Source organism: Aureimonas sp. AU12, from assembly GCF_001463705.1.
GTDB lineage: Bacteria > Pseudomonadota > Alphaproteobacteria > Rhizobiales > Rhizobiaceae > Aureimonas.
In genome coordinates, this window is record NZ_BBWH01000023.1 from 74,469 (window position 1) to 100,671 (window position 26,203).

Genomic DNA, 26,203 nt, shown 5'->3' on the forward strand with positions numbered 1-26,203 from the left:
TGGCCCCGGTCAGACCCGGTGATCGGGCCGCGACGCGGTGCTCCAGCGGGCGCCGAGATCGGCAAGCTGCGCTTCGATACATTCGACGTCGAGCCTTATCGCGGCTCCGCCTGCGAACACAAGGTCGATCGCGCCGGAGGGCTCGTCGGCCGGGTTCCAGCGGATCGCCAGCAGCGACAGGACCTCGGTTGGATCGCCGGAGGCGAGACCCGTGCGACGTGCGGCCAGCACCCGGTCGAAATGCAGCACCGAACGGCGACGCTCGTCCTGCGGCTTGCCGCCGAAGAAGCGGCGGCGGGGCTTGGCGATCTCCCAGACGAAGCGGTTCATCGTCACCACGAAGCGCTTCTCGCGCGGGCTGAAGACGCATTCGCCGGTCAGCACCACGGCGTCCTGCACATGCGCCGAAAGGACGCCGAGATCCTCGGCGTCGAGCGCCGCGAGGCGGAGTTGATCCATGATGCTGCTGCCTTCCGCGATCCGTCTGCGCGCCAGGCGCCGCTGACAGCTGAACTAGGGCGCCACGCGCGCAATGGCACGCGGCGCGGGGCTGCTCAATTGCTCTCGGCGTTGCGATACTGCTCGCCGACGAGGCCGAACTCGGCCTGGAAACGCCCGAGCGCCACCTGCATCGGATAGAGGCCGATCACGGCCGAGCGGGTGCGAAGCCCCAAAAGCAGCGAACGCGGCGGCGCGGCGGCGAGGAGTGCGAGACTCTTGGCGAGCGTGCGGGCGCGACCCGTGATGCCCCGCCGTGCCCGGTGCTCGATCAGCGAGGAAATGGCGCCGTTGCGCAGCGAGCGCGCGTTCAGCCAGGAGAACTCGGTGCGGCGCGCCGGCATGGTCTCGTGAACCACGGCCTCCGCGCACCAGCCGAAGGCGAAGCCGCGCGCCCGGCAGCGGGCGTAGAAGTCGCTGTCGCCGCCGCCGATGAAGTTGAAGGCGGTGTCGAGCACGGGATCGCCCACCGCGGCGAGCACACTCGCACGGATGCAGACATTGCCCGACGAATAGAGGATCGGCACCCGGCCCGTCGCCGGATAGGGCGGGCGGAACACCGGGTGGTGCGCGAGGAACGCCTGCGACCCCGCAGCGAAGACCGGCACCTGCGGCCCGCCCACGAGATCGGCCCCGAGCCGCTCCGCCGCGCCGACGAGCGCGTCGATCCAGCCGGGCGCGGCCTCCTCGTCGTCGTCGATGACGAGCGCGAAACGCAGCGCGGCGAAGCGTTGGCGCGCCATCGCGAAGCCCGCATTGTAGGCCGAGCAGTTGCCGCGCTCATGCTGCGTCAGGATGAGGCCGGACATCGCGCCGCTCTCGAAGAGACCGCGCGCGACGGCGACGCCCGCCCGCGCCTCGCCGTCGTTCTCTACGAGGATCACCGCGAAGCGCCGGGCCGTCGTCTGGGCCGCCAGCGAGGCGAGGGTTCGCAGCACCGCCTCTGGCCGGCGGAAGGTCGGCAGGATCACGGCGATCTCGACATCGTCGCGAAGGCCCGGCGAGACCGTCTCGACGACGACACCGGACGCGGAGGACAGGGCGGGCAGGGCGGCGGGCTCGTGTGTCATGGGGCCCGAGGCTAGCCCAAACCCTTCAACGTTCCCTCAAGACGCTGGTTGAAATCCGACGGTGATCGCGGTTTGCGGCGTCGTCCTTGACGAATTCGAAAGGCGGCGGGCCGAAGATGACGCAAAGGCAGAGGAGGCCGACCGTTGCATCTTCTCTTCATCTCGTCGCTTCTCCCGGACGGCCAGTGCGCGACGGGTTTCGAGATCGCCAATCAGGCGATCGTCGATGGCCTGCAGGCCGAGGGCACGCGTTTGACGCTGGCGGGCTTCCGCCGGCCGGGCGCCGCGCGTCCGGACACCGCTCATATCGACCTCGGCGAACTCGGCATCGAGAATGCCGGTGCCAGCCGCGTCCAGAAGCTGCGCTGGCTGGCCGATGCCTGGCGCTCCGGCCTGCCGGTGTCGGCTGCCAAGTTGCGCGTGATGGACGACGCGACCCTGCGCGCGCGCCTGGGCGAAGCCGGACCGATCGACGCCGTGGTGCTGTCCTCGGTGCAGATGCCGATCGCGTTTCCCTTCCTCGGAGGGCTCGCGCCCGCGATCCTCGTCGCCCACAATGTCGAGCACCTCTCGGCGCGCGAGAACGCCGAACATGCGCGTCATCCGCTGGCGCGGCTTCTCTATCGGCGGGAGGCGGGGCTTCTGGAGCGTGAAGAGGCCCGGCTCTGTGCGCAGGCGTCCGTCATCCACACGCTGGCGAGCGACGACGCCCGGCGCCTGGGTCTTGCCGACGATCCACGCTCGATCCCGCTCAGCCTCACCGTCGGCCATGCCGGTGCGCGCGGCGACGACGGGCGGCGCGACTGCGACGTCGCGATGATCGGCACCTGGAGCTGGGCGCCGAACCGGGCGGGGATCGACTGGTTCGCCGCCGAGGTCGCGCCGCTTCTGCCCGAAGACATCCGCGTCCACGTCGCCGGTCGCTTCGACGGCGCGCCGCCGGTCGCGCCCGCCAATGTCGCCTTCCTCGGCCGGGTGCCGGATGCGCAGGCCTTCGTGCGCTCGGGCCGCGTCGTCGCGCTCGCCACGCGCGGGGGCACCGGCGTCCAGCTAAAGACGATCGAGACGCTGGAGGAGGGGATGCCGGCCGTGGCGACCCCCGCGGCGCTGCGGGGCCTCGGCTCCGTCCTGCCTTCGAACCTGCGCGTCGCCGCCGAGCCGGCCGCGTTTGCCGCCGCACTGGTCGATCTCGTGCGCCGCGAGCGCGCCGGCGAACCGCTGCGTCTCGACGGCGGCGCCTTTGCCGAGCGCCAGCGCAGCGAGCTGCGGCGCGGACTGCGCGAAGGGCTGAGCCGTCTCGCCGCTCCGGCCATGGAAGCGGACCACGCCTCCCGCGAAAGGCGGACTGCCAGAGCATGAAGACGATCGCAGCGACATTTCCCACGTCGCCGGCTGCCCCGCCGGCGACGACGCAGGCGTCGGAGGGCTCGTCCGCGATCCGCCGGATCGGGCGGCTCGACGTCGCCGCCATCACCGGGCCGGAAGCGGCCGGGATCATCGAGCTGGCGCTGGACGAGGGGCTGGAGCTGCATGTCGGCTTTGCCAACGCGCACTGCGTCAACATCGCCGCGAGCGACGATCTCTATGCGCAGGCGATGCGTCGCTTCCTCGTGCTGCCCGACGGGATCGGGGTCGATCTCGGCTCGCGCCTCCTCTTCGGCGAGCCCTTTCCCGAAAACCTCAACGGCACCGACTTCGTGCCCTTCTTCTTCGCCAGCACCGGCCGGTCGCTGCGCGTGGCGCTTCTCGGCGGCAGACCGGGCGTTGCCGAAGAGGCGGCGGCGCGCTTTGCCGCGCGCTTCCCGCGCCATCGCTTCCTGCCGATCGGACACGGATATTTCGAGCCCGGCCAGGAGACCGAGGCGGTGATCGCGCAGCTGCGGCTGGTGCGGGCCGACATCGCCCTCGTGGCGCTCGGCGTGCCCCGGCAGGAGATCTTCGTCGCCCGCCACCTGACAAAGCGAGAGGTGCCGGTGGCGATCGCCGTCGGCGCGCTGCTCGACTTCACCGCCGGCAAGGTGGCGCGCGCGCCCCGCGTCGTCAGGCGCCTGCGCTCCGAATGGCTGTGGCGCCTGCTTCTCGAGCCGCGCCGGCTGGCCCAGCGCTACATCGCCGGCAATCCCGCCTTTCTCTGGCGCATGGCCCTGCAGATGTTAGGGCGCGGGAGCGGACCGCGATGACCCCCACTGTGGCGCTTGTCACCTCCAGCTATCGCGGCGATCTCGAACGCTGCCGGCTCCTGTGCGACAGCATCGACCGCTTCGTCACCGGCCATCGCCGGCACTACCTTCTCGTCGAGGCCGCCGATGTCGAGGCGTTCCGGTCCTTCGAGACGGCGACGCGCCGGGCCGTTTCGGAGCGCGACCTCCTGCCGCCGTGGCTTCGACCCGTCCGCGACCCGCTGAACCGGGGTCGCCGGATCTGGCTGCAGCCCTTCGGCCCGCCGCTGCGCGGCTGGCACGTGCAGCAGCTGCGCCGTTTCGCCATGGCCGCGACGATGGCGGAAGAGGTTCTCGTCTCGCTGGATTCCGACGTCGTGTTCGTGCGCCCCTTCGACGTCGGCCGGCTCTGCGAAGGCGACGCCGTCGACTTCACCCGCATCCCGAGATCGATCCGCCCGATTTCCGGGGACCGACGCGCCGACCACGATCGCTGGGACAGCCGCGCCGCCAAACTCCTCGGCCTTACGAACCGCGGCCCCGTCGATGTCGGCTACATCGCGACCCTGATCGCCTGGCGGCGCGACACGGTGCGCGAGATGATGGCACGGATCGAAAAGACCACCGGCCGGAGCGCGATGCGCGCGCTGGCGGGTTCGCGGGCCCTCTCGGAATGCACGATCTACGGCCGCTTCGTCGACGAGGCGGAGAACCGCCCCGAGCGCCACCGCCCGGTGTCGCAGGAGCTTTGCGCGGTCTACTGGTCCGGACCGGCGCTCGGTGAGGCCGAGCTCCGGCAGTATCTCGGGGCGCTCGCCCCGCATCAGGTCGCGGTGGGCCTCCAGTCCTTCACCGGCACCGACCCCCGCCTCATCCGGGCTGCCGTCGGCCTGTAAGGCCGGCGCGGCGCCAGACGAGGGCGCCGCGTCCCGCCCATCCGTCGATCGCCGTGTAGCTCGTGGTCGCCGAGGTAAGCCAGAGCGCGGCGAAGACGCCGTTGAGCCCGATGATCCAGCCGGTTCCCGTTCCTTCGCCGGCGGTGGCGAGCAGCAGCGTCAGGAAGCCGGCCTTCATCACGCCGAGAACCCCGAGGATGCCGGCCCGCGTGCCGGTGCGACCGCGCGCATAGAGCAGCTCGCTCTCGTACTCGACGAGATTGCGGAAGGCGGGGACGGCCAGCACCATGAGGACGAGCGGCGCGGCATCGGCGACGTTGCGGCCCAGCAGCGTCGGCGCGACATGGAGGATGATGCCGAGCCCGGCCATGCCCGCCACCGAGACGAGCGCGATGCCGGCCTCGATGCCCCAGCGCATCCGCCATGTCGAGAAGGCGGCGGGCGCGCGCATCACCTTCTGCACCACCATCGTGTTGAAGGAGCGCACGGGCAGGGCGGTGAGGTCGATGAGGCGCATCAGCATGGCGTAGATGCCGGCGATTTGCGGTCCGCCGATCGACAGGACGAGGATCTTGTCCATCTCGGACTGGAGGTAGAACAGCACCTCGGCGCCGGCCACTGCGAGGCTGTCGGACGCCCGGCGCCAGTAGAGCTTGGGGCGAAACCGCAGACGCTGGCGCGGATAGAGGAGGACGATGCCGGCGAGCGCCGCCGCCGTATTGGCGGCGAGATAGAACGCGCTCCACGCGGCGATGCCGCCCTCGGCGCCGAACGTCAGGGAAAAGGCCACCGCCGCCAGCGCCTTGGCGCCCGAACCCGCCACCACGAGGAGCGAGGCGCGGCCGAACCGCCGAAGCCCGTTGTTGACGATGCAGACGACCTCGAGCGAGCGCCACATGAGGACCTCCGCCACGACGATCAGCGCGAAGGGCAGGAGGGCGAGATCGCCGCGGAACACCGCGACGTAGAAGCCGGCGCCGGCCAGCGCCACGACGGGGAGCGACAGCGCGAGCGCGGCGAGATAGCCGGCGGTGTAGATCCCGACGAGATGGGGCTTGCGGGTGGAGACGCGGTAGAGCGGCGAGACGAAGCCGAAGCCGGCGATGCGCGACAGCACGACGCCGGTCGCCGAGGCCGTGGCGAAGAGGCCGAAATCGGCGACGGTCAGCGTGTTGGCGACGGCGGTGAAGTAGAGGAGCGACAGGACGAGCCGCCCCAGCGACCCGCCGATCAGCTTGGAGTAGTCGCGGACGAGATAAAGGTTTGCTTCAACCGTTTCTGCCAGGAATCGAAACCACCGCATTGCGAACCCGTGAGAAGGCGCCGGACCCATGGTGATTGCCGCAGAGCCCGCCGCGTTGGACGCCGTCGAGAGGACGACGCTGCCCTCTCATAGCGCCGCCAGCTTAACGCGCCGTTCGCTCCTGCGCAGCGGGGCGGGGGCTCTTGCCGCCGTCGCCGGCGCAGGTGCCCTGCGCCCGGCCCGCGCCGCTCCGGCTTCCGTGCCGTTCGGCGCGGCGATCCAGTTCGAGATGTTCGACATTGATGCCGCCTATCGCCACGCCTTCCGGGACGAATGCGCCATCGTCCTGCCGATGAACGAGCTGAAATTCGGCCTGCTGCGGCCGAGCCGCGAGCAGTTCCTCTTCGAACCCGCCGACCGGCTGGTCGACTGGGCGCTCTCCAACGGGCAGCGCTCGCGCGGCCACACCTTCGTCTGGTGGTCCACCAATCCCGACTGGTTGGAGGCGATCACCGACGAGGCGGAGGCCGAGCGGGTGCTCGTCGATCATATCGAGCGCACCGCCGATCACTTTCGCGGCCGGCTGGAGAGCTGGGACGTGGTGAACGAGGTGATGGCGCACGAGCCCGGCGGCCGCGACGGCCCGCTGCGCGACAGCTTCTGGCTCCAGCGTCTCGGGCCCCGCCACATCCCGCTGGCCTTCGGCACGGCGGCGCGCGCCGATCCCTCGGCCCGGCTGGTGATCAACGACTACGACCTCGAATTTGCCGGCGACCGCTACGACCGCCGGCGCGCGCTCACGCTCGATCTCGTGCGCCAGCTTCAGGATGCCGGCCACCGGGTCGATGCGGTGGGCATCCAGGGCCACCTCTATTCGCATCTGAAGATCGACCGCGAGGCGCTGGCCCGCTTCGGGCGCGATCTGAAGGTGCTCGGTGTCGGGCTCCTCGCCACCGAGCTCGACGTCATCGACTTCCAGGTGCCCGGCGGGCCGGACGAGATCGACGAGGCCGCTCGCGTCGTCGTGTCGGACTTTCTCGACGGGCTCTTCGCCGGCCAGCGTCCGGAGGCGGTGATCGCCTGGGGCCTCACCGACCGCTACAGCTGGGTGCCCGACGCGATGCCGCGCGCCGACGGCTCGCCCTCGCGGCCGCTGCCGCTCGATCGCGACTATCGTCCCAAGCCCTGGTTCGCGGACGTTCGCCAGCGCCTGACGCAAGGTTAGTTGTTCGCAGCGTTAACGGTTTGTTTGCCATGACGGGCGAATGTGCAGGGGCGACACGCTTCTGCCGTTCCTCGATCTGACGGGCCTTGCCGGATGTTCTACTCCGATCCTCTCGACGCCGGACGGCGATCGGCACCGCTGGCCTCGCAGACCTCGGCGCGCGCCGAGATCGGTCTGTTCGATCCCGTCCATCTGGCCGGAGCGATCTGGCGGGCGAAGGGCTTCGTCATCTTCGCCGCGCTGCTCGGCGCGCTTCTGGCCGGGGCCTACGCCTTTTCCACGCCGCGCCAGTTCACGGCGGTCTCGCAGCTGGTGATCGACCCGCGCGATCTCAAGCTGGTCCAGAACGAGGTGACGGAGACCCCGAACGGCATGACGACGGACGCCACGCTGGCGTTGATCGACAGCCAGATCGCGGTGATGACCTCCAACAGTGTGCTCGGTCGCGTCGTCACGCAGACCTCGCTCACCGCCGATCCCGAGTTCAACGGCACGCGCGTCGGGTTCCTGTCGAACCTCAACCTCCTTCTCGGCGCGCTCTTCTCGAGCGATCCCGAGGCCGCGATCCGCAATCGCGAGCAGGTGACGATCAACGCCCTGCGCGAGCACATGACCGCGACGCGCAACGCCAACAGCTTCGTGATCAACCTCGCGGTGAAGTCCGAGGATCCCGAAAAGGCCGCGCGCCTCGCCAACCTCACCACCGAGATCTTCATCGCCGAGCAGGGCCGCGCCCAGTCCGAGGTCGCGCGCCGCGCCACCACCTCGCTCTCCTCGCGCCTCGCCGAACTGCGCCAGCGCGTGGTCGAGACCGAGGGCGCCGTCGAAGCCTACAAGGCCGAGAACAAGCTCGTCGGCGTCGGCGGGCGCCTGATCGACGACGACTACATCACGCGCATCAACAACCAGCTCGCAGACGTGCGCGCCCAGATCACCTCGCTGAACGTGCGCGCCGAATCGCTGCGCCGCGCCGATGTCGACGACGTGGTGGGCGGCTCCTACCCGGAAGGCCTGAACGCGGAGTCGCTGCTGCGCCTGCGCCAGACCTATGCCGAGGCCGCGCAGAACCAGGCGATCCTCGCCACGCGCCTCGGGCCGCGCCATCCCCAGCGCATCGCCGCCGAGCAGGCCATGGCGACCGCCCGTCGCGCCATCGCCGGCGAGCTCTCGCGCATCGTCGCCTCCGCGCAGACCGAGCTGGCGCGCGCCCAGCAGACCGAGCGCGACCTCACCACCCAGATCGATGCGCTGCGCTCGCGCCAGATCGAGACGAGCGGCGCCTTCGTGCGGCTGCGCGAGCTGGAGCGCGAGGTCGATGCCTCGCGCGCCGTCTACGAGGCCTATCTCCTGCGCGCCCGCCAGACGAGCGAACAGGAAAGCCTGAACACCGCCAATGTGCGCGTCATCTCCGACGCCACCGTGCCGATGGATCCCTCCGGCCTCTCGCGCAAGATCGTCGTGGCCGCCGGCGGCATCGTCGGCCTTGGGCTCGGCGTGGCGCTGGCGGCGCTCGCCGCGATGCTCGGCAGCCTTCGCCGGACCACCGACAGCCGCGCCGCCGCCGATCGCGCCGGTCTCGTATCCGCCGCGCCCGTGCCGCGGACCGTCTCGATCGCCGAAGCCGCCGAACAGAGCGCGCCGGAAGCCTTCGGTCCGCCGCGCAAGTTCGCGATCCCGCTCGTCGATCGCAGCCGCGATGACGCGCCGGAGACCGATGCCGCCGGGGATGATCGCTCGCCTGCAGTCGAGCCGGCCATCGTGCCGACGCCCGTCGCCGCACCGATCGCGACCGCCGGCTGGAGCCTGCGCGGCCCCGCGGGGGACGACGTGACCGAGCCGGGCGCTCCCGCCCGCAGCGACGAGGTCGCCAAGGTCGTGGCCGCCGCTGACGAGACGCCGGTTTCCGTCGAGACGAACCGCGACGAGACGCCAACCATTGCTGACGAGGCCGAACAGGGCGGCGAGAAAACCGCACCGGCGCCCGCCACGACGCTCGGAGACGATCTCGACGCGCGCCACCAGGTGCTGCGCCAACGCATTCGGGCCATCGGCGCCCGCCGCAACATCGAGGCGCCGCCGCTCGATCACGGCCATGGCGCCACCGCCGAAGCGTCCGCACCTGTCCCAGAAGGGACCGAGGATCCGGAAGCGTCCCGCGAGCGCATCAGCCTTCGCATCGCCGCCGCCCGCGGCCGGCGCCGGGCCAAGCCGCTCCTCGAAGAGAGCTGACCGATGCCGCCATCGCGCGCTTCTTAAAGGGGCGCACGATGGCGTGATGATGCTCGGCCCGCGTGTCTCTCCTGTTCAAAAGCATGAAAGCGGGTGCGGGCGGACTTCCCAAACTTTTCCGATGATCCAAGTCTTGGCTCAGGAACGCGGACAGGCTGGTGCACCGTCGCAGCAAGACGGGTGCCGAGACCGGACGCGGGCACCGGACGATCGCTCCTCGATCGCCCGGCGAGCGGGAGGATCGGGTCGATGAAGCGCATGGGGATCGTGGCGGTCATGGCGGCCGTTCTGTCGATGGGAACGGGAGCGGCCGGTGCCGCCGACCTGTCGATCGTGCTCGGCTCGATCGGCAAGGACGTCGAGGAGATGCGCGGGCAGCTCGACAAGTTCCAGGCCGCGAGCGGCCACACCGTCAGCATCGTCACCATGCCGGCCTCCACCACCGACCAGTTCGGCCAGTACCGGCTCTGGCTCTCGGCCGGAAACAAGGATGTCGACGTCTACCGGACCGACGTCATCTGGGCGCCGCAGCTCGCCGCCGGCTTCGTCGATCTGACGGCCGCGATGCAGGACGTGCTGCCGCAGCATTCCCCGGCGATCATCCAGTCGCAGACCGTCGACGGCAAGCTCGTGGCGATGCCGCTCTATGCCGACGCGCCGGCCCTCTACTACCGCAAGGATCTTCTCGAGAAGTACGGCAAGTCCGTCCCGAAAACGTGGACCGAGCTGACGGCAACGGCGCAGGAGGTGCAGGACAAGGAGCGTGCTGCCGGCAACGCCCAGATGAACGGCTTCGTCTTCCAGGGCGCCGCCTACGAGGGGCTGACCTGCGACGCGCTCGAATGGGTGGCCTCGAGCGGCGGTGGCCAGATCGTCTCGCCCGAGGGGGAGATCACCATCAACAATCCCAAGGCCGCGGCCGCTCTCGATATGGCCAAGGGCTGGGTCGGGACGATCGCTCCGGCCGGTGTGCTCGGCTACATGGAAGAGGAGTCGCGCGGCGTCTGGCAGACCGGCAACGCCGTGTTCATGCGCAACTGGCCCTATGCCTACCCGCTGAGTGCCAGCGACGATTCCGCCGTGAAGGGCAAGTTCGACGCCGTGCCGCTGCCGGCGGGCGAGGGCGGCCAGTCCGCCGCGTGCCTCGGCGGCTGGAATCTGGCGGTCTCGCAATATTCCGAGAACAAGGACGCCGCGATCGAGCTGGTGAAGTTCCTGTCCTCAGCAGAATCGCAGAAGGCGCGCGCGCTCGGAACCGCCCGCCTGCCCACCATCCCGGCGCTCTACGACGATGCCGAGATCAAGGCGCAGCAGCCGCTCGTGGCGCAGTGGAAGGGTGTCTTCGAGAACGCCACGCCGCGGCCCTCGGCCCCCACCAAGGCCAAGTACAACGAGGTTTCGCAGCAGTTCTGGACGGCCGTGAACAAGACGCTGTCGGGACAAGGCGACGCCGCCACCAATCTCGACGCGCTGGAAAAGCAGATGCGCCGTCTGAAGCGCAGCGACTGGTAATCGACCTCGGCGGCGCGGCTCCGGTCCGGTCGTTCCGCCGATCGCCGACGTGATGGCGCCCGGCGATGCCGCCGGGCCAACCGCTGACGTCATCTCCTGCCGCCCTTCATCGATGTCCGTCGAGGCGTTCCCATGGATCCTGTCACCGTCGGCGCTCCCCCGACCGATCCGCCCGCATCCGTCGCCCGGCCCCCGGAGGGGCGCTCGGCGCTGACGCGCCAGCGTCGGCGCGCGGCCTGGATCTTTCTCGTGCCGATGCTGGCGGTGCTGGCGCTGGTCGCCGCCTATCCGCTGCTGCAGACGATCCGCTTCTCGCTCACGGATGCCAGTCTCAGCGATCTCGCCGGTGCGAAGTTCGTCGGTTTTCGCAACTATTACGAATGGGTCGACTACGGCGACGGGGAGGGCGAGGCCTTCGGGCTCCTCGTCGATCCCGTCTGGTGGCAGGCGGTGTGGAACACCGTGCGCTACACGCTGATCTCGGTGTCGATCGAGACGGTGCTGGGCTTGATTTTCGCGCTCGTCCTCAACGCCAACTTCCCCGGCCGCGCCCTCGTGCGCGCCGCCGTCCTCATTCCCTGGGCGATCCCGACCATCGTCTCGGCCAAGATGTGGGCCTGGATGATGAACGACCAGTTCGGCATCCTCAACGACATGCTCGTCTCCATCGGCCTCATCTCGGCGCCGATCGCCTGGACCGCCTCGCCCGACACGGCGATGCTCGCGGTGATCATCGTCGACGTCTGGAAGACGACCCCCTTCATGGCGCTCCTCATTCTCGCCGGCCTGCAGATGGTGCCCGGCGACGTCTACGAGGCCGCGCGGATCGACGGGGTGAACCCGGTGAAGGTCTTCTTCAAGGTGACGCTGCCGCTGATCCGCCCGGCGATCCTCGTCGCCGTGATCTTCCGGGCGCTCGACGCGCTGCGCGTCTTCGACCTCATCTACGTGCTGACGCCCAACAACAACCAGACGAAGACGATGAGCGTCTACGCGCAGGAGAACCTCTTCCAGTTCGACAATTTCGCGCAAGGCTCCGCCGCCTCGACGGTGCTCTTTCTCGTCATCGCCATGATCACGCTCGTCTACATCAAGGCGGCACGCCTCGACTTCGACGGAGGCGGCCGATGAATACGCGCGCGCTCAAACGCACCGCCGGGCAGGTCGGCTTCTACGCCCTCGTCGCGGCGATCGTCCTGTTCTCGGTCTTCCCGTTCTACTATGCGATCCTGACGAGCTTCAAAACCGGCACCGATCTCTTCCGCATCGACTACTGGCCACGCTCCTTCTCGCTCGCCAACTACGAGGGCGTGCTGAACTCCGGTTCGTTCCTGCGCAACGTCCTGAACTCGGTCATCGTCGCCTTCTCGGTGGTGACGATCTCGCTGTTCCTCGCGGTCACCGCCTCCTACGCGCTGTCACGCGTCTCCTTCCGGGGGCGGGGGCTTCTGCTGATGACCATCCTCGCGGTCTCGATGTTCCCGCAGATCGCGGTGCTCGCGGGCCTCTTCGAGATGATCCGCGCGATGGGTCTCTACAACACGCTGTTCTCACTGATCTTCGCCTACATGATCTTCACCCTGCCCTTCACGGTCTGGGTGCTCACCACGTTCATGCGCGACCTGCCCATCGAGATCGAGGAGGCGGCGATCGTCGACGGCGCCTCGCCCTTCACCATCATCCGCCGGGTGTTCCTGCCGCTGATGGGGCCCGCCTTGGTGACGACGGGGCTTCTCGCCTTCATCGCCGCCTGGAACGAGTTCCTCTTCGCGCTCACCTTCGTCGCCAACAACGATACGCGCACCGTGCCCGTCGCCATCGCCCTCCTGTCGGGCGCTTCCGAGCAGGAGGTGCCGTGGGGTACGATCATGGCGGCCTCGGTCATCGTCACCGTGCCGCTGATCGTTCTCGTGCTCGTTTTCCAACGCAAGATCATCTCCGGCCTCACCGCCGGCGGCGTCAAAGGCTGATCGTCCGCATGCTCGAATCCGAAACAATCCGCCCGGATCATGCTACGGCAGCTCTTGAGGCCGTCTCGTTACCCCTCGCCGACCGGGACTGGTGGCGCGGCGCGGTGATCTACCAGGTCTATCCCCGCTCGTTCCAGGATTCGAACGGCGACGGGATCGGCGATCTCGCCGGCATCGCCGCGCGCCTGCCGCATATCGCCGGCCTCGGCGTCGACGCGGTCTGGATCTCGCCGTTCATGACGTCGCCAATGGACGATTTCGGCTATGACGTGTCGGACTATCGCGACGTCGATCCGATCTTCGGGACGCTCCACGATTTCGATGCGCTCGTCGCGCGGGCGCACGAACTCGGCCTCAAGGTGATGATCGACCTCGTCCTGTCGCACTCCTCCGACCGGCATCCCTGGTTCGCGGAGAGCCGACGCGACCGCACCAATTCCCGCGCCGACTGGTATGTCTGGGCCGACGCCAAGGCGGACGGGTCGCCGCCGAACAACTGGCTGTCGAATTTCGGCGGCTCGTCCTGGGAGTGGGACGCCGGTCGTCAGCAATACTACCTGCACAACTTCCTGATCTCGCAGCCCGATCTCAACTTCAACCATCCGGCGGTCCAGGACGCAATGCTCGACGTCACCCGCTTCTGGCTGGATCGCGGCGTCGACGGGTTCCGGCTCGACACCGTCAACTTCTATGTCCACGACGCCGAGCTTCGCGACAACCCGCCGCTCGCCGAGGCCCACTGGAACGAGCGCACCGCACCGCGCGACCGGCCCTACAACCGGCAGGACCATCTCTACGACAAGAACCGGCCGGAAAATCTCGCCTTCCTCCGGCGCTTCCGAGCGCTTCTCGACGCGTATCCCGCCGCCACGGCGATCGGCGAGGTCGGCGAGCTGATCCGCGGCATCGAACTGATGGGCGAGTACACGCGGGGCACCGACCGGCTGCACATGTGCTACGCCTTCGACTTCCTCAACACGGTGCTGCCCGAGGTCGACGACATCCGCCCGGTGATCGAGCGCTTCTCGCAAGCCGCGGCCGACGGCTGGCCCTGCTGGGCCTTTTCGAACCACGACGTGGTGCGCCATGCCACGCGCTGGGCGGCTGGCCACGAGGACCGCGAGGCGATCCTGCGGCTGGCGGCGGCGATCCTTCTCTCGGTGCGCGGCTCCGTCTGCCTCTACCAAGGCGAGGAAATCGGGCAGACCGAGGCCGAGATCGCCTACGAGGACATCGTCGACCCCTGGGGCAAGCGCTTCTGGCCGACCATCAAGGGCCGCGACGGCTGCCGCACGCCGATGGTCTGGGAGAGCGACGCCCCGCAGGGCGGCTTCACCACGGCGGCGCATCCCTGGCTGCCCGTACCGCCCGAGCACCTGCCGATGGCGGTGGATCGTCAGGTCGGGCAAGCCGGTTCGCTCCTCGAATATTATCGCGCGTTCCTCGCCTTCCGGCGGAGCCATCCCGCGCTCGTTCGCGGCGACATCGCCTTCCTCGACTGGGCGCCGGGGCTTCTCGCCTTCCGCCGCGAGTTCGAGGGCGAGCGCATCGTCTGCGTCTTCAACCTGTCCGGCCAGCCCGTCGACATCGCGTGGCCGTCCGATCTGGAACGCGTCAGCGCGCTGGGCCCTGAGGCAGGCGGCCCGGCCAAGCTCGCGGCGGGCCGGCTGGCGCTCGGGCGGCACGACAGTTTCTTCGCGCAACTGAATTGAAGCATTCGCGCCGGCGTCCGGCCGGCGCGCCGCAACCGCTCAAGGGGAGGAAACGGACCATGGCGACCCTCAGGCTCTCGGGCGTGCGCAAGTCCTTCGGCGCGATCGACGTGTTGCACGGCATCGACCTCGATATCCGCTCCGGCGAGTTCGTGGTGTTCGTCGGCCCCTCGGGCTGCGGCAAGTCCACGCTGCTGCGGGTCATCGCGGGGCTGGAGGAGATCTCGGGCGGCACGTTCGAGATCGACGGGCAGGTGATGAACGACCGCACGCCGAAGGAGCGGGGCATCGCCATGGTGTTCCAGTCCTACGCGCTCTACCCGCACATGACCGTCTACGAGAACATGGCCTTCGGCCTGTCTTTGGAGAAGGGCACGCCGAAATCGGAGATCGACGCGCGGGTGCGCCGCGCCGCCTCGGTGCTGCAGATCGAACCCTATCTCGACCGGCTGCCGAAGGCGCTGTCGGGCGGGCAGCGCCAACGCGTCGCCATCGGCCGTGCGATCACCCGCGACCCCAAGGTCTTCCTCTTCGACGAGCCGCTGTCCAATCTCGACGCGGCGCTGCGCGTGCAGACCCGCATCGAGATCGCCCGCCTGCACGAGCGCATGCAGGGCACGACGATGATCTACGTCACGCACGACCAGGTGGAAGCGATGACGCTCGCGGACCGGATCGTGGTGCTGAACAAGGGCCGCGTCGAGCAGGTCGGGGCGCCGCTCGACCTCTATTCCGATCCCGACAACCTCTTCGTCGCGCAGTTCATCGGCTCGCCCGCGATGAACATCCTGCCGGCGACGCTGGCGCGGGCCGGTGAGGCCAGCGAGATCGCGCTGCGCGACGGGCGCACCGTGCGCTTTCCCGGCGCGACGGCGGCGGGCCTGCAGGGCGCGGCGGTGCATCTGGGCGTGCGTCCCGAGGACCTTCGCCTCGGCGATCCCGGCGATGGCATCCTGTCGGGCACGGTGACGCTGACCGAGCCGCTCGGCGAGGTCACGCTCGTCTATGTCGATCTCGGGCAGGGCGGCGAGCCGCTCGTCGCCAAGCTTCCCGGCGCGGTGGACCTGGCGCGCGGCGCCACCGTGCATCTTCATGCCGATCCGAGCGCGATCCGCCTGTTCGGTCCGGAAGGCCGCGCGATCCGGGGCCTGCGTCGCCTCGCGGCCTGAACGGTCATCTCCAGCGTGCCGGGGTCTCGATAACTTCGATCCCGGCCGGTGGTCAGCTTTCGGGCGGTGCCAGCAGCCGGGTTTCCTCCAGGCCGATCAGCGCCGGCTCGCTGCGCGAGCGGCCGTATTCCGGCACGATATGGGCGAGAAGTTCGACGGCGCGCGCCGCGTCGCCTTCGCGCAGCGCCAGCGTGATCGCCTCGAAATTGCGACGCAGGAAGGTGATGTCGGAGACGCGCGAGCGCGCGATGAGAAGGCCCGAACGCCCGGTCTTCTCGCGCGTCTCGCCGTCGCCGAACAGCTCCTCGAACAGCTTTTCACCTTTGCGAAGGCCGGTGTAACGGATCTCGATGTCTTTGCCCGGCCGCAGCCCCGCGAGCTGCACGAGGCGCTCGGCGAGGTCGCCGATGCGGATGGGCTCGCCCATGTCGAGCACGAAGATCTGGCCTTGCGCCGCGTTCGAGCCGAGCCCGTGGCCGGCGGCATGGAGGATGAGGCGCGAGGCCTCGGGGATCGTCATGAAGAAGCGGGTGATGTCGCGATGGGTGACGGTCAGCGGGCCGCCGCGCGCCAGCTGCGCCTGGAAGAGCGGGATGACCGACCCCGCCGAGCCCATGACGTTGCCGAAGCGCACGGTCATGAAGCGCGTCCCGCTCTGCGAGAGGTCGAGCGCCTGGCAATAGGCCTCCGCCGCCCGCTTGGTGGCGCCCATCACGTTGGTGGGGTTCACCGCCTTGTCGGTGGAGACCATGACGAAGGCGAGCGCGCCGCAGGCGAGCGCGGCGTCGGCGACGTTGCGCGATCCCAGGAGATTGGTCTCGATGCCCTCGAGCGGGTTCTCCTCGACGATCGGAACGTGCTTCAGCGCGGCGGCGTGGAAGATGACCTCGGGGGACCACTCGGCGAACGTCGCGCGCACGCGGTCGGCCTGGCGCACGTCGATGATGCGCTCCACCACCTCGACGCTCGGGTGCTGGTGCTCCATGCGCTTGCCGATCGAGTAGAGATTGAACTCGTTGGCATCCACCAGCAGCATGCGGGCCGGGGCGAAGGAGGCGATCTGGTTGACGAGCTCGGAGCCGATCGAGCCGCCGGCGCCGGTCACCGCGATGCAGCGGCCGCGGATGAGTTGGGCGACCTCGGCGATATCGAGATCGATCTCGGTGCGCCCGAGCAGATCCTCGAGCGAGACGGGCAGCGCCTCGATCGGCCGGTCGCGGTCGACGCCGCCGGCGCGCGAGATGTCGGGAAGCCGTTTCACCGCGATCTGGAAGGGCGCCGCGGCTTCGACGACCGAGGAGAGTTCGGCGGGCAAGATCGCGGTGTTCGTCACGATGAGCTGCGTCACCGGCGTCGCGCCGTGCTCGGCTTTCCGGACGATCTCGCCGAGATCGGTGAGCGCCCCGAGGACGCGCACGCCGTGGAGCTGGCGCTTGCGGTTCTTCGGCCGGGAATCGAGAAGACCGAGAATGTGGACGTGGTTGTGCGAGCGGCGGGCGTCGCGGATGAAGAGATCGGCATTGTCGTTGAAGCCGTAGAGCAGGATGTGCTGCGCGCGCACCGGCGCCGAACCGGTGTCGAAGAAGCGCTCGGAGAGCCCCCGTTCCTTGTAGAGCCGGTAGGCGAGGCGCGGGCCCCCGAGCCCGACGATCATGATGAACCACGTCATGATGAAGGCCGAACGCGGGAAGTACTGGCCGCGGAACAGGATGAAATTGCCGATGAGGAAGACGACGTTGATCGCCGTCACCGCCTTGACGATCGACACGACGTCGAGGAGCGAGGCATACCGCCAGGCGCCGCTATTGAGCGAGAAGAGCGGGAACATCGCGGCCGAGAGCGCCGTGAACGTGGCGATGAGGGCCCAGAGCTGCCAGGAGATCGCGAGCGGATAGAAGTCGAAGGCGAGGCCCAGCGACAGCGTGATCGCGATCGCCGCGATCACCACGTCGTGGACGATGCCGAAGGACCGCAGCGAGCCTCTGGGCAACCGGGGGAAAAGGCGACGCAACATGACGAGAACCCGATCGAGGACGGCGGACCCGGTGGGCGACAAGCCGCGCCGGATCAGGGCCAAGCTCTAGCCGATCCCCGCGCCGAGGGGAAATCACGTGCGGCGCGGCGTCATGCAGGCGGCTCGGATCGGCGGGCGGGCGCGAGGGCTCCGAGATCGCCGGCGAGAAGCCGCTCGAAGGCGGCAGGCTCCAGCCGCCCCGGCTCGGCGAACGGGTTGGCGAAGCCGTAAATGAAGAAGAGGATCACGCCCGCATAGGCGCCGAACAGCGTGATGAGGGCGAGATGCGTGCGGGTCGGGCGGAACACGTACAGCGGCGCCGCGACGAGCGCGAGGCCGATGATCGCAGGCGCCCAGAACAGCGTGTGGAACCGGTCGATCGAGGTCGCCTCGCGCGACTGGCGCAGCCGGGCGACGGCGGTGATGCGATCGAGCATCCGCCCGCCGAGGAAGCGCTGGCGCTGGCTCTCGGGTTCGAGGTCGAGCAGCCGGCCGTAGGCCGCATCCCACTCCACCCAGGCGGCGGGCGACAGGCCTTCGCCGCGCCCGAGCCGGTCCCATTCCTCGTCGACGACGATCCGCACGTAGCGCGACAGGTTCGCCTGCACCGGCGCCACCGCCGGCCCGCCATAACGGTGGATGTCGTTGAAGACGTCGGAGATCGCCACCGCCTCCTCGACGAGGTCGGCGCGCAGGTCGCGATAGCCGTCGAGCTCCTGCGCATAGACGAGGGCCAGGATCAGCCCATGGAGGGCGGCGATGCGCACCGCCACCGTCGAGGCGACGTCGGGCGTCCGCTCGTCACCGCCGATCTCGAAGATCCGCCGGGCGCCCAGATAGCTGCCGAGCGTCAGCGCCGAGGTGACGGCGACGAAGACGAGCCCGATGAGGGCCGAGACGATGAAGGTCTGCATCCCATCCTCCGCCGAGCGACGACATCCGTTCGCCGGCCCGAAGGGCCGCTCGCAGGGCGTGCGCTAGAAGACGCTGGCGCCGGTGTCGGCGGTGCCGACCGCGCGGCGGAACACGGCGAAGAGTTCGCGCCCGAGGCCGAACTCGTTCGAAGAGAGGTCGGCTTCGGCGAGCGGGCGCGCAGCCCATTCCTCGGCGTTGACGATGATCTCCAGCGTGCCGGCGTCGCCGTCGAGACGGATGAGATCGCCGTCGCGGATCTTGCCGATCGGTCCGCCGTCCTTGGCCTCGGGCGTCACGTGGATCGCCGCCGGAACCTTGCCGGAGGCTCCCGACATGCGCCCGTCGGTGACGAGGGCGACCTTCTGGCCTCGGTCGAGCAGCACCCCGAGCGAGGGCGTCAGCTTGTGCAACTCGGGCATGCCGTTGGACTTCGGGCCCTGGAAGCGGACGACGGCCACGAAGTCGCCGGTGAGTTCGCCCGCCTTGAAGGCGCGCTGCATGTCGTCCTGATCGTGAAAGACGCGCGCCGGTGCCTCGACGAATCGGCGCTCGGGCTTGACCGCCGAGACCTTGATCACCGCCTTGCCGAGATTGCCGTTCAGCATCTTCAGGCCGCCATTGGCCGAGAAGGGCGTCGCCGGCGTCGTCAGCACCTTGGGATCGCCGCTGAGTTCGGGCGAGGGCACGCGCATGACCGACTGCCCGTCGGCCCCGAGGCGCGCTTCCACCGTATAGGCCGAGAGGCCGGCGCCCCAGGCCGTGCGGACGTCCTCGTGCAGGAGGCCGTGGGCGAGCAGCTCGCGGATGAGGAAGCCCATGCCGCCGGCGGCCTGGAAATGGTTCACGTCGGCAAGGCCATTGGGATAGACGCGGGCGAGCAGCGGGGTGATGTCGGAGAGATCCGAAATGTCCTGCCAGGTCAGCTTGATGCCGGCCGCCGCCGCCATCGCCACGAGATGCATCGTGTGGTTGGTCGAGCCGCCGGTGGCGTGCAGGCCGATGACGCCGTTGACCACGGCCTTCTCGTCCACCACGAGCCCGGCCGGCGTGTACTCGTTGCCGAGCGCGGTGATGGCGAGTGCGCGGCGCGTCGCCTCGCGGGTCAGCGCGTCGCGCAGCGGCGTGTTGGGGTTGACGAAGGAGGAGCCCGGCGTGTGCAGGCCCATGATCTCCATCAGCATCTGGTTGGAGTTGGCCGTGCCGTAGAAGGTGCAGGTGCCCGGCCCATGATAGGACTTGGACTCGGCCTCCAGCAACTCCTCGCGCCCCACCTTGCCCTCGGCATAAAGCTGGCGGATGCGGCTCTTCTCGTCGTTCGGCAGGCCCGTGGTCATCGGCCCGGCGGGCACGAAGATCGCCGGCAGGTGGCCGAAGGAAAGTGCGGCGATGACGAGGCCGGGCACGATCTTGTCGCAGACGCCGAGATAGACGGCGGCGTCGAACATGTCGTGAGAGAGGCCGACGGCCGCCGACATCGCGATGACGTCGCGCGAGAAGAGCGACATCTCCATGCCGACCTGGCCCTGCGTGACGCCGTCGCACATGGCGGGCACGCCGGAAGCGACCTGCGCCGTGGCACCGGCTTCGCGCGCCGTCTGGCGGATGATCTCGGGGTAGGTCTCGAAGGGCTGATGGGCCGAGAGCATGTCGTTGTAGGATGTGACGATGCCGAGATTGATCGTCCGGTCGCCGGCGAGGCGCTCCTTGTCGGTCGGGCCGCAGGCCGCGAAGCCATGGGCGAGATTGCCGCAGGTCAGGCTCGAGCGCTTCGGGCCCTCGGCGGCGCGGGCATGGATGCGCTCGACATAGACCTCGCGCGTCGCCCGCGAGCGTTCGCGGATCCGGTCCGTGATGGCTTCGATGCGGCGATCTGCGGACATGGCGGCTTCCTCTTCGGGCTGCGGCGCCTCTCCTCCCGGAGAAGCCCGCGTCGTCGTCGGTGCCCGAGCCTTGCGAGGCTCCGGCATGGGGGCGCCGTGTCAGGGCGCCCAGAACACCTGCAGCGGCTCGTTGCGCTCCAGCCGCAGCACGGCGCGAACGGGCAGCGCCTCGGCCGGACCATCGGCCAGCGCGGCGTCCAGCGTCTGGCGTTTTTCCTCGCCCTCGATATGGAGCGCCAGAAAACGCGCGTCGGCAAGCCGGGACAGGGTGAGCGTCACGCGTGGCTCGCTGGCGCCGGGCGCGCGCATCGCGACCACGGCCTCGTGGCTCGTCAGGTCCAGCGCGCGGGCGAGGTTGTCGCCACCGGGAAAGAACGAGGCGGTGTGGCCATCGCCGCCCATGCCGAGGATCACCGCGTCGAAGGGACGGGCGAGGCCGCCGAAGCGGCGCGTCAGCTCGGGCTCGGCCTCCTCGGCGGTGACGCCCTCCTCGAAGAAGAGTTCGAGATGGGCCGCGGCAGCCGGACCCTGCAGGAAGTTCTCGCGCAGGAACGCGGCGTTCGAGCGGGGGCTCGTGTCCGGCACCCAGCGCTCGTCGACGAGACAGACGGTGACGTGGGCCCAGTCGATCTCGGCGCGGGCGAGCGTCTGTAGGAAGAGCTTCGGCGTCGAGCCGCCGGACACGGCAAGAACCGCCGAACCGTTGGTGGCGATGCCGCCGCAGAGCACTGCGGCCACGCCGGCGGCCAGCGCCTCGGCGAGATCGCCCCGTGTCGCATAATCGTGACGCTTGAGGGTCATCGCGCTCAATCCGGCTCGTGCCACGTGCGCCCGTCGCGCTCGATGAGAGCGATGGAGGAGGAGGGGCCCCAGGTGCCCGACGTGTAGCCCTGCGGCTTGACGCTCATCTGCTCCCAGGCCTTGAGGATCGGATCGACCCATTCCCACGCGGCCTCGACCTCGTCGCGGCGCATGAACAGCGACTGGTTGCCCCGGATGACGTCCATCAGCAGGCGCTCGTAGGCGTCGGGATTGCGGACGTGGAAGGACTCGGCAAAGCTCATGTCGAGCGGCACGTGGCGAAGGCGCATGCCACCCGGACCGGGGTCCTTGATCATCAGCCACTGCTTCACACCCTCGTCGGGCTGCAGGCGCATCACCAGCTGGTTCTGCTGCACGTGGCCGGCGGAGTTGTCGAAGATCGAATGGGGGATCGGCCGGAAGGTGACGACGATCTCGCTCATCCGCTCCGACAGGCGCTTGCCGGTGCGGATGTAGAAGGGCACGCCGGCCCAGCGCCAGTTGTTGATCTCGGCCTTGATGGCGACGAAGGTCTCGGTATCGCTCGAGGCTTCGCCGAGATCGTCCAGATAGCCCTTCACCGCGCCGCCCTTCGAGGCGCCGGCCTTGTACTGGCCGCGAACAGTGGCCTGCTCGATGTTCTTCGTGTCGATCGGCTTCAGCGAGCGCAGGATCTTCAGCTTCTCGTCGCGCAGCGGATCGGCGCCGAGCGAGGAGGGGGGCTCGAGCGCCACGAGGCAGACGAGCTGCAGGATGTGGTTCTGCACCATGTCGCGCAGCGCCCCGGCCTTGTCGTAGTAGCCGGCGCGGCCCTCGAGGCCGACGCTCTCGGCCACCGTGATCTGCACGTGATCGACGAACGCGTTGTTCCACAGCGGCTCGTAGAGCATGTTGGCAAAGCGCAGCGCCATCAGGTTCTGCACGGTCTCCTTGCCGAGATAGTGGTCGATGCGGAAGACCTGGTCCTCGCGGAAATGCTCGCCGATGAGGGCGTTCAGCTCCTTGGCGGAGGCGAGGTCGCGCCCGACCGGCTTCTCGACCACGAGGCGGGTGCGCTCGTTCGACAGGCCGTGGCGATCGATGCCGGAGGCGAGATCGCCGAACAGCGCCGGGCCGACGGCGAGATAGAAGGCGCGGATGCGCTCGTCGCCGGCCTCGTCCAGCAGGCCTTTCAGCTCGGCCCAGCCGGTCTCGCTCTTGGCGTCGACCTGCCGGTAGAAGAGGCGCGAGAGGAAGCGGTCCACCGCGGCCGCGGGCCGGTCGGTCTCGGCGACATGCTCTTCGAGCGCGGCGCGGGCGAAAGCGCGGTAGTCCTCGTCCGAGATCGGCGTGCGCGAGGCGCCGATGATGCGGGCGCCATCGGGAATCTGGCCGTCATGGTCGCGGTGGTAGAGCGCGGGCAGGAGCTTGCGCTCCGCCAGATCGCCGTTGCCGCCGAACACGATGTAGTCGAAACATTCGACGGGAATGATCTGACTGGACACCTTGGCACCTCCAAAGGGCTTTGCGGCAGGGCGTTCGGCCCTGGACCGGCTATAATCTAATCGATTGAAGTTTGGAAGGGCGACCACTTGGCCTCGTGCCGTGGCGAAGGCCGTCGCCTCATCCGCCGGCCCGTCCGGGATTCAGGTCCGGCGGGGCTTGCGGGCGACGGCTTCGGCGATGGCCTGAACGAGCTGGTCGGTGGCGAAGGGCTTCTTGATGGCACTGGCGTCCTCGGCCCCTTCGGGCAGTTCCACCCTCTCGCCGTAGCCTGTCACGAAGACGAAGGGAATGCCCCGGGCGTTGAGGTCGCCCACAAGCGGGAAGCTCGTCTCGGACCCGAGATTGACGTCGAGCAGCGCCACGTCGACAGGCTGGCTCTCGATGATCTTGCGCGCCTCGGCGACGCTGGCGGCGGTGAAAACCCCGTGCATCCCGCTGTCGAGCATCAGCTGCTCGGCATCGAGCGAGATGATCATGTTGTCCTCGACGATGAGGCCGCGAAGCCCCTGCAGAGAGGCGGGTCCAGCGGCGGCGATGGGCATGGGGCTCGTGTCCTTGTCCTCCCACTCGTGGGCCGAGGTCGGCGGCCGGTCGAGGTGAAATACGGTCTGGGGGAGCGTGAAATGGGCGCGGAGGCCGACAAGGCGGTAGTCGAGCCTCGCCTCGCCCCCGAGGTCGTAGGGGATCGAGCGCTCGATGATGGTCGAGCCGAAGCCGCGGCGCGAGGGCGGCGCGACGGGCGGGCCGCCCGTTTCGGTCCAGACGATCCGGCAGCTCTCGTCCTCGTCGATGTGCCAGCGCACGTCGACATGGCCGGTGGAGTCCGACAGGGCGCCGTACTTGGCCGAGTTGGTAACGAGTTCGTGGAACACGAGAGCGAGCGTCGAGAAGGTGACCGCCTCGACGAAGATGTCGGGGCCCTCCAGCCGCACCCGGCTCGCCTTCGAGCCGATATAGGCGGAGACTTCGGTCTGCACGACGTCGCGCAGCGAGGTCGTGGAGAACTGGTCGCTGGTGATCTGGTCGTGGGCGCGCGCCAAGGCCTGGATGCGCCCGCCGATGATCTTGGCGAACTCGTCGACGCTGGCCGCACCGGGCTTCGACTGGACGATGAGCGCGCGGATGAGGCTGAGGATGTTGCGGACGCGGTGGTTCAGCTCCGCGATCAGGAGCTCCTGGCGCTGCGTCGAGAGGTTCTGCTGGCGCTCGCTCTCCTCGTTGAAGCGCAGCAGCACTTCGAGGATGGAAACGCGCAGCGCTTCGGCCGCCTTGCGCTCGGGATCGGTCCACGGTTGCGAGCGCCCGTAGACGGTTTCCTTCCAGGCCTCGAAGCTCTTGCGCGGCGTCAGCCGCACGCCGTTCGGCCCCGTCCCGATCTCCTTCGTCGTGGGATCGCCGGCCCAGGTGACGGTCTGCACCATCTCGCGGCGGAAGAAGAGAAGGTAGTCGCGCGGTGACCGCGAGATGGGGATGGCCAGCACCCCGGCCGCGCGCACGATGTAGTCGGCGGCCGGCGGATGGAAGGCGGAGAGCTCGTCCGTCGCGTAGATCCGGCTGGAGCCAGCGCGGTTGAGGAAGCGCGCCAGCCCGGTCAGTTCATCCTCGGTCGGGCAGTGCCCGTAGCATCGGGCCTTTCCTTTGGCGAGGACGGCGAACCCGTCGCTCGGAATGATCTCGCGCAGCTCCTCGGCGAAGTCCGCGATCGATTCGAGCGTCGCCGAGGTCGCGGCGATCTTCGAGACGAAGCGGTCGTGCAGTGCCCGCGAAACCTCCTCGACGCGCTGCTGCTCCTTGTAGAGCCGGCCCTCAATGATCAGCGAGACCATCTGGCCGAAGAGTTCGGCGGCGCTGCGGATCTCCATCCCGAGATGACGCGGCATGTAGTGGTGGAGGGCGAACAGGCCCCAGAGCTTGCCGTCGATCACCACGGAGATCGACATGGAGGCGGAAACCCCCATGTTGCCAAGATATTCGATGTGGATCGGTGACACCGAGCGCAGCACCGAAAGCGACAGATCGAGCGGCCGGCCGTGCGGGTCAAGCTCGGGAACGATCGCAACCGTCGGGGCACCGACATCGGCGATGATGCGGGTCTGGTTGCGGATGTAGAGGGCGCGCGCCTGCGCGGGGATGTCGCTCGCGGGATAGTTGAGGCCGAGAAACGCGCCGATGCCCGAGCGCGCGTTCTCCGCGATCACCGTGCCGGCGCCGCTGGCGGAGAAACGGTAGAGCATCACGCGGTCGAAGCCGGTGATACCGCGCAGCTGGCGCACGCATTCGCGATAGAGCGCGTCGAGGTCGCCGCTCTTCTGCACGCGGGAGATCATGCTCTTGACGAGCGCGCCGGGATTGGTCGTCGTGCGCTCCGTCACCGCCTCGGCCTCGATGATGATCGAGTTGCCGGACACGTGGATCGCGACGTCGAAGGGCTGGCCGGTCTCGAGGAGGTCGAAGCCGAAGAGGCGTTCGGTGCCGTCGTTGGAGGAGAGGATTTGCAGACGCCCGCGAACCGCGTGGATGCTGGCCTCCGGCAGCACGGAGACGACGGGCTCGCCGAGCAGCGCCTCGACGTCGACCTTGAGGTAGTCGCCGATATTGGCCGAGACGCGCTCGATCAACCAGTCCATCGACACGGCGATCAGGAACCCGAAATTCTGGATCTGCCCGAGCAACTGGATCGGCTCGCGATCGCAATTGGTCAGGTCGACCTTCTGGTCCAGCATCGACGGTTCAACGTTCAACGACTTGCAACCCCCTGGTGGGCCGCGGCCCGTGCCTCTCCCCGGTCGAGGATCTTCCGGAAGAAGCGGAAGGTCTCGTCGGCCGCGAGGATCGAACGGGTCTCTTCGTCTTCGCTCAGTCCGGCATCGGCCATGGCCGTCAGGAGGGTGCGGAAAGGCGCAGGGTCGCTCGACACTTCGAGATAGGCCACCGGCATCGCGTTTCGAGGCCCATCATGCGTGGGTTGCAACGCTTTGGCCATGAAGCGCGCGCCGAGCCGCGATCCTTCCAGCACGTAGGCCATCCCGAAGGCCTCGGCCCGCGAGGGCGCATCGAGCGGAAACGCGGCGGTCTCGACCTCGAGATCGAGGTCGGCGGCGTCTTGCTCCAATGCTTCGAGCCGGCCGTCGGGAGACCAGCCGAGGCCGACGAGCGGGCTGACGGCGAGCACCGGCTCGATCGCACGGTGAGCCGCGAGGTTCATCGCCAGGAAGTTGCGATAGCGGGGAAGGCCGGGTTCCGCGAACATGCCGGCAAAACGTGCGTCCAGCGCCTCGTGCTCGGTCCGCGTGTCCCGGCGCAGCCGCTCACGCAGCGTCGCCGTGCGGTCCGGCGTCGGCGCTGCGGGATCGGAACGGGCGGTGGAAGCGTCGGCGGTCAAGGATAGGCGTCCGGTGCTGGAGGCGGGAAGAGCGGCCATGACA

General features: G+C 69.0%; 20 protein-coding genes. 10 read left to right on the forward strand and 10 right to left on the reverse strand.

What is annotated here, in order from left to right:
* Positions 1–9 precede the first annotated feature (9 nt).
* Complete coding sequence (locus AUL33_RS09195; RefSeq protein ID WP_062206833.1) at positions 10–459, reverse strand: DUF2948 family protein; 450 nt, start codon at positions 457–459, stop codon at positions 10–12.
* 95 nt (positions 460–554) lie between these two features.
* Positions 555–1,568 (reverse strand): glycosyltransferase family 2 protein, encoded by a 1,014-nt coding sequence (locus AUL33_RS09200; RefSeq protein WP_082652464.1) that lies wholly within the window; start codon positions 1,566–1,568, stop codon positions 555–557.
* A gap of 144 nt (positions 1,569–1,712) precedes the next feature.
* On the opposite strand from AUL33_RS09200, the gene AUL33_RS09205 reads away from it, so the two are divergent.
* Genes AUL33_RS09205 through AUL33_RS09215 form a run of 3 tightly spaced genes read left to right on the forward strand, consistent with a single transcriptional unit; the run spans position 1,713 to position 4,623 of the window.
* Entirely contained in the window at positions 1,713–2,927 is a 1,215-nt protein-coding gene (locus AUL33_RS09205) for a glycosyltransferase family 4 protein (RefSeq protein WP_062206835.1), read from the forward strand.
* Entirely contained in the window at positions 2,924–3,748 is an 825-nt protein-coding gene (locus AUL33_RS09210) for a WecB/TagA/CpsF family glycosyltransferase (RefSeq protein WP_062206838.1), read from the forward strand. The genes AUL33_RS09205 and AUL33_RS09210 overlap by 4 nt, the downstream gene beginning before the upstream one ends.
* Entirely contained in the window at positions 3,745–4,623 is an 879-nt protein-coding gene (locus AUL33_RS09215; protein WP_062206840.1) for a DUF6492 family protein, read from the forward strand. Before AUL33_RS09210 ends, AUL33_RS09215 begins: the two co-directional genes overlap by 4 nt.
* Here AUL33_RS09215 and AUL33_RS09220 read toward each other — a convergent pair.
* Positions 4,598–5,926, reverse strand: a complete 1,329-nt coding sequence (locus tag AUL33_RS09220; protein WP_062206842.1) for a lipopolysaccharide biosynthesis protein — start codon at positions 5,924–5,926, stop codon at positions 4,598–4,600. The two genes, AUL33_RS09215 and AUL33_RS09220, sit on opposite strands and share 26 nt — an antisense overlap.
* 28 nt (positions 5,927–5,954) lie before the next feature.
* Here AUL33_RS09220 and AUL33_RS09225 point away from each other — a divergent pair, with 28 nt between their 5' ends.
* The 7 genes from AUL33_RS09225 (at position 5,955) to AUL33_RS09255 (ending at position 15,683) form a co-directional block, all read left to right on the forward strand.
* A complete protein-coding gene (locus tag AUL33_RS09225) occupies positions 5,955–7,091 on the forward strand; it encodes an endo-1,4-beta-xylanase (RefSeq protein WP_082652465.1) in 1,137 nt (378 codons plus the stop codon).
* Between the two features lie 93 nt (positions 7,092–7,184).
* Positions 7,185–9,320, forward strand: a complete 2,136-nt coding sequence (locus tag AUL33_RS09230) for a GNVR domain-containing protein (RefSeq protein ID WP_062206844.1) — start codon at positions 7,185–7,187, stop codon at positions 9,318–9,320.
* Positions 9,321–9,569: 249 nt separating this feature from the next.
* Complete coding sequence (locus tag AUL33_RS09235; protein WP_062206846.1) at positions 9,570–10,832, forward strand: ABC transporter substrate-binding protein; 1,263 nt, start codon at positions 9,570–9,572, stop codon at positions 10,830–10,832.
* A gap of 132 nt (positions 10,833–10,964) precedes the next feature.
* On the forward strand, positions 10,965–11,963 hold the full coding sequence (locus tag AUL33_RS09240; protein WP_062206848.1) for a carbohydrate ABC transporter permease: 999 nt from the start codon (positions 10,965–10,967) through the stop codon (positions 11,961–11,963).
* Positions 11,960–12,802, forward strand: coding sequence for a carbohydrate ABC transporter permease (locus tag AUL33_RS09245; protein WP_062206850.1), 843 nt, complete (start codon positions 11,960–11,962; stop codon positions 12,800–12,802). The genes AUL33_RS09240 and AUL33_RS09245 overlap by 4 nt, the downstream gene beginning before the upstream one ends.
* Before the next feature lie 8 nt (positions 12,803–12,810).
* Entirely contained in the window at positions 12,811–14,514 is a 1,704-nt protein-coding gene (locus AUL33_RS09250) for an alpha-glucosidase family protein (protein WP_062206852.1), read from the forward strand.
* A 59-nt stretch (positions 14,515–14,573) separates the two neighbouring features.
* Entirely contained in the window at positions 14,574–15,683 is a 1,110-nt protein-coding gene (locus AUL33_RS09255; RefSeq protein ID WP_062206855.1) for an ABC transporter ATP-binding protein, read from the forward strand.
* A gap of 52 nt (positions 15,684–15,735) precedes the next feature.
* Here the strand turns inward: AUL33_RS09255 and AUL33_RS09260 are convergent, their stop codons facing one another.
* From AUL33_RS09260 to AUL33_RS09290, 7 genes are all read right to left on the reverse strand, one after another.
* Positions 15,736–17,697, reverse strand: coding sequence for a nucleoside-diphosphate sugar epimerase/dehydratase (locus tag AUL33_RS09260; protein WP_062206925.1), 1,962 nt, complete (start codon positions 17,695–17,697; stop codon positions 15,736–15,738).
* A 110-nt stretch (positions 17,698–17,807) separates the two neighbouring features.
* Positions 17,808–18,611 carry a DUF4239 domain-containing protein gene (locus AUL33_RS09265; protein WP_062206856.1) on the reverse strand — a complete coding sequence of 268 codons (804 nt, stop codon included), beginning with the start codon at positions 18,609–18,611 and terminating at the stop codon, positions 17,808–17,810.
* Between the two features lie 63 nt (positions 18,612–18,674).
* The gene (gene edd, locus AUL33_RS09270) at positions 18,675–20,492 is read right to left on the reverse strand and encodes a phosphogluconate dehydratase (protein ID WP_062206858.1); all 1,818 of its coding nucleotides are present in this window, start codon (positions 20,490–20,492) and stop codon (positions 18,675–18,677) included.
* Between the two features lie 99 nt (positions 20,493–20,591).
* On the reverse strand, positions 20,592–21,293 hold the full coding sequence (pgl, locus tag AUL33_RS09275) for a 6-phosphogluconolactonase (protein ID WP_062206860.1): 702 nt from the start codon (positions 21,291–21,293) through the stop codon (positions 20,592–20,594).
* 5 nt (positions 21,294–21,298) lie between these two features.
* Entirely contained in the window at positions 21,299–22,777 is a 1,479-nt protein-coding gene (zwf, locus tag AUL33_RS09280) for a glucose-6-phosphate dehydrogenase (RefSeq protein WP_062206862.1), read from the reverse strand.
* Between the two features lie 141 nt (positions 22,778–22,918).
* Positions 22,919–25,501, reverse strand: a complete 2,583-nt coding sequence (locus AUL33_RS09285) for an HWE histidine kinase domain-containing protein (RefSeq protein WP_062206864.1) — start codon at positions 25,499–25,501, stop codon at positions 22,919–22,921.
* 14 nt (positions 25,502–25,515) lie between these two features.
* Complete coding sequence (locus tag AUL33_RS09290) at positions 25,516–26,199, reverse strand: biliverdin-producing heme oxygenase (RefSeq protein WP_062206866.1); 684 nt, start codon at positions 26,197–26,199, stop codon at positions 25,516–25,518.
* Between the last annotated feature and the right edge of the window lie 4 nt (positions 26,200–26,203).

Excerpts from the sequence above, each read along its gene's own strand:
- AUL33_RS09290 (WP_062206866.1), bottom strand. The coding sequence starts at position 26,199 with ATGGCCGCTCTTCCCGCCTCCAGCACCGGACGCCTATCCTTGACCGCC.
- AUL33_RS09215 (WP_062206840.1), top strand. The coding sequence starts at position 3,745 with ATGACCCCCACTGTGGCGCTTGTCACCTCCAGCTATCGCGGCGATCTC.
- AUL33_RS09240 (WP_062206848.1), top strand. The coding sequence starts at position 10,965 with ATGGATCCTGTCACCGTCGGCGCTCCCCCGACCGATCCGCCCGCATCC.
- AUL33_RS09235 (WP_062206846.1), top strand. The coding sequence starts at position 9,570 with ATGAAGCGCATGGGGATCGTGGCGGTCATGGCGGCCGTTCTGTCGATG.
- AUL33_RS09260 (WP_062206925.1), bottom strand. The coding sequence starts at position 17,697 with ATGTTGCGTCGCCTTTTCCCCCGGTTGCCCAGAGGCTCGCTGCGGTCC.
- edd (WP_062206858.1), bottom strand. The coding sequence starts at position 20,492 with ATGTCCGCAGATCGCCGCATCGAAGCCATCACGGACCGGATCCGCGAA.
- pgl (WP_062206860.1), bottom strand. The coding sequence starts at position 21,293 with ATGACCCTCAAGCGTCACGATTATGCGACACGGGGCGATCTCGCCGAG.
- AUL33_RS09255 (WP_062206855.1), top strand. The coding sequence starts at position 14,574 with ATGGCGACCCTCAGGCTCTCGGGCGTGCGCAAGTCCTTCGGCGCGATC.
- AUL33_RS09230 (WP_062206844.1), top strand. The coding sequence starts at position 7,185 with ATGTTCTACTCCGATCCTCTCGACGCCGGACGGCGATCGGCACCGCTG.
- AUL33_RS09210 (WP_062206838.1), top strand. The coding sequence starts at position 2,924 with ATGAAGACGATCGCAGCGACATTTCCCACGTCGCCGGCTGCCCCGCCG.
- AUL33_RS09195 (WP_062206833.1), bottom strand. The coding sequence starts at position 459 with ATGGATCAACTCCGCCTCGCGGCGCTCGACGCCGAGGATCTCGGCGTC.
- AUL33_RS09220 (WP_062206842.1), bottom strand. The coding sequence starts at position 5,926 with ATGCGGTGGTTTCGATTCCTGGCAGAAACGGTTGAAGCAAACCTTTAT.
- AUL33_RS09265 (WP_062206856.1), bottom strand. The coding sequence starts at position 18,611 with ATGCAGACCTTCATCGTCTCGGCCCTCATCGGGCTCGTCTTCGTCGCC.
- AUL33_RS09225 (WP_082652465.1), top strand. The coding sequence starts at position 5,955 with ATGGTGATTGCCGCAGAGCCCGCCGCGTTGGACGCCGTCGAGAGGACG.
- AUL33_RS09285 (WP_062206864.1), bottom strand. The coding sequence starts at position 25,501 with ATGCTGGACCAGAAGGTCGACCTGACCAATTGCGATCGCGAGCCGATC.
- AUL33_RS09245 (WP_062206850.1), top strand. The coding sequence starts at position 11,960 with ATGAATACGCGCGCGCTCAAACGCACCGCCGGGCAGGTCGGCTTCTAC.
- AUL33_RS09250 (WP_062206852.1), top strand. The coding sequence starts at position 12,811 with ATGCTCGAATCCGAAACAATCCGCCCGGATCATGCTACGGCAGCTCTT.
- AUL33_RS09200 (WP_082652464.1), bottom strand. The coding sequence starts at position 1,568 with ATGACACACGAGCCCGCCGCCCTGCCCGCCCTGTCCTCCGCGTCCGGT.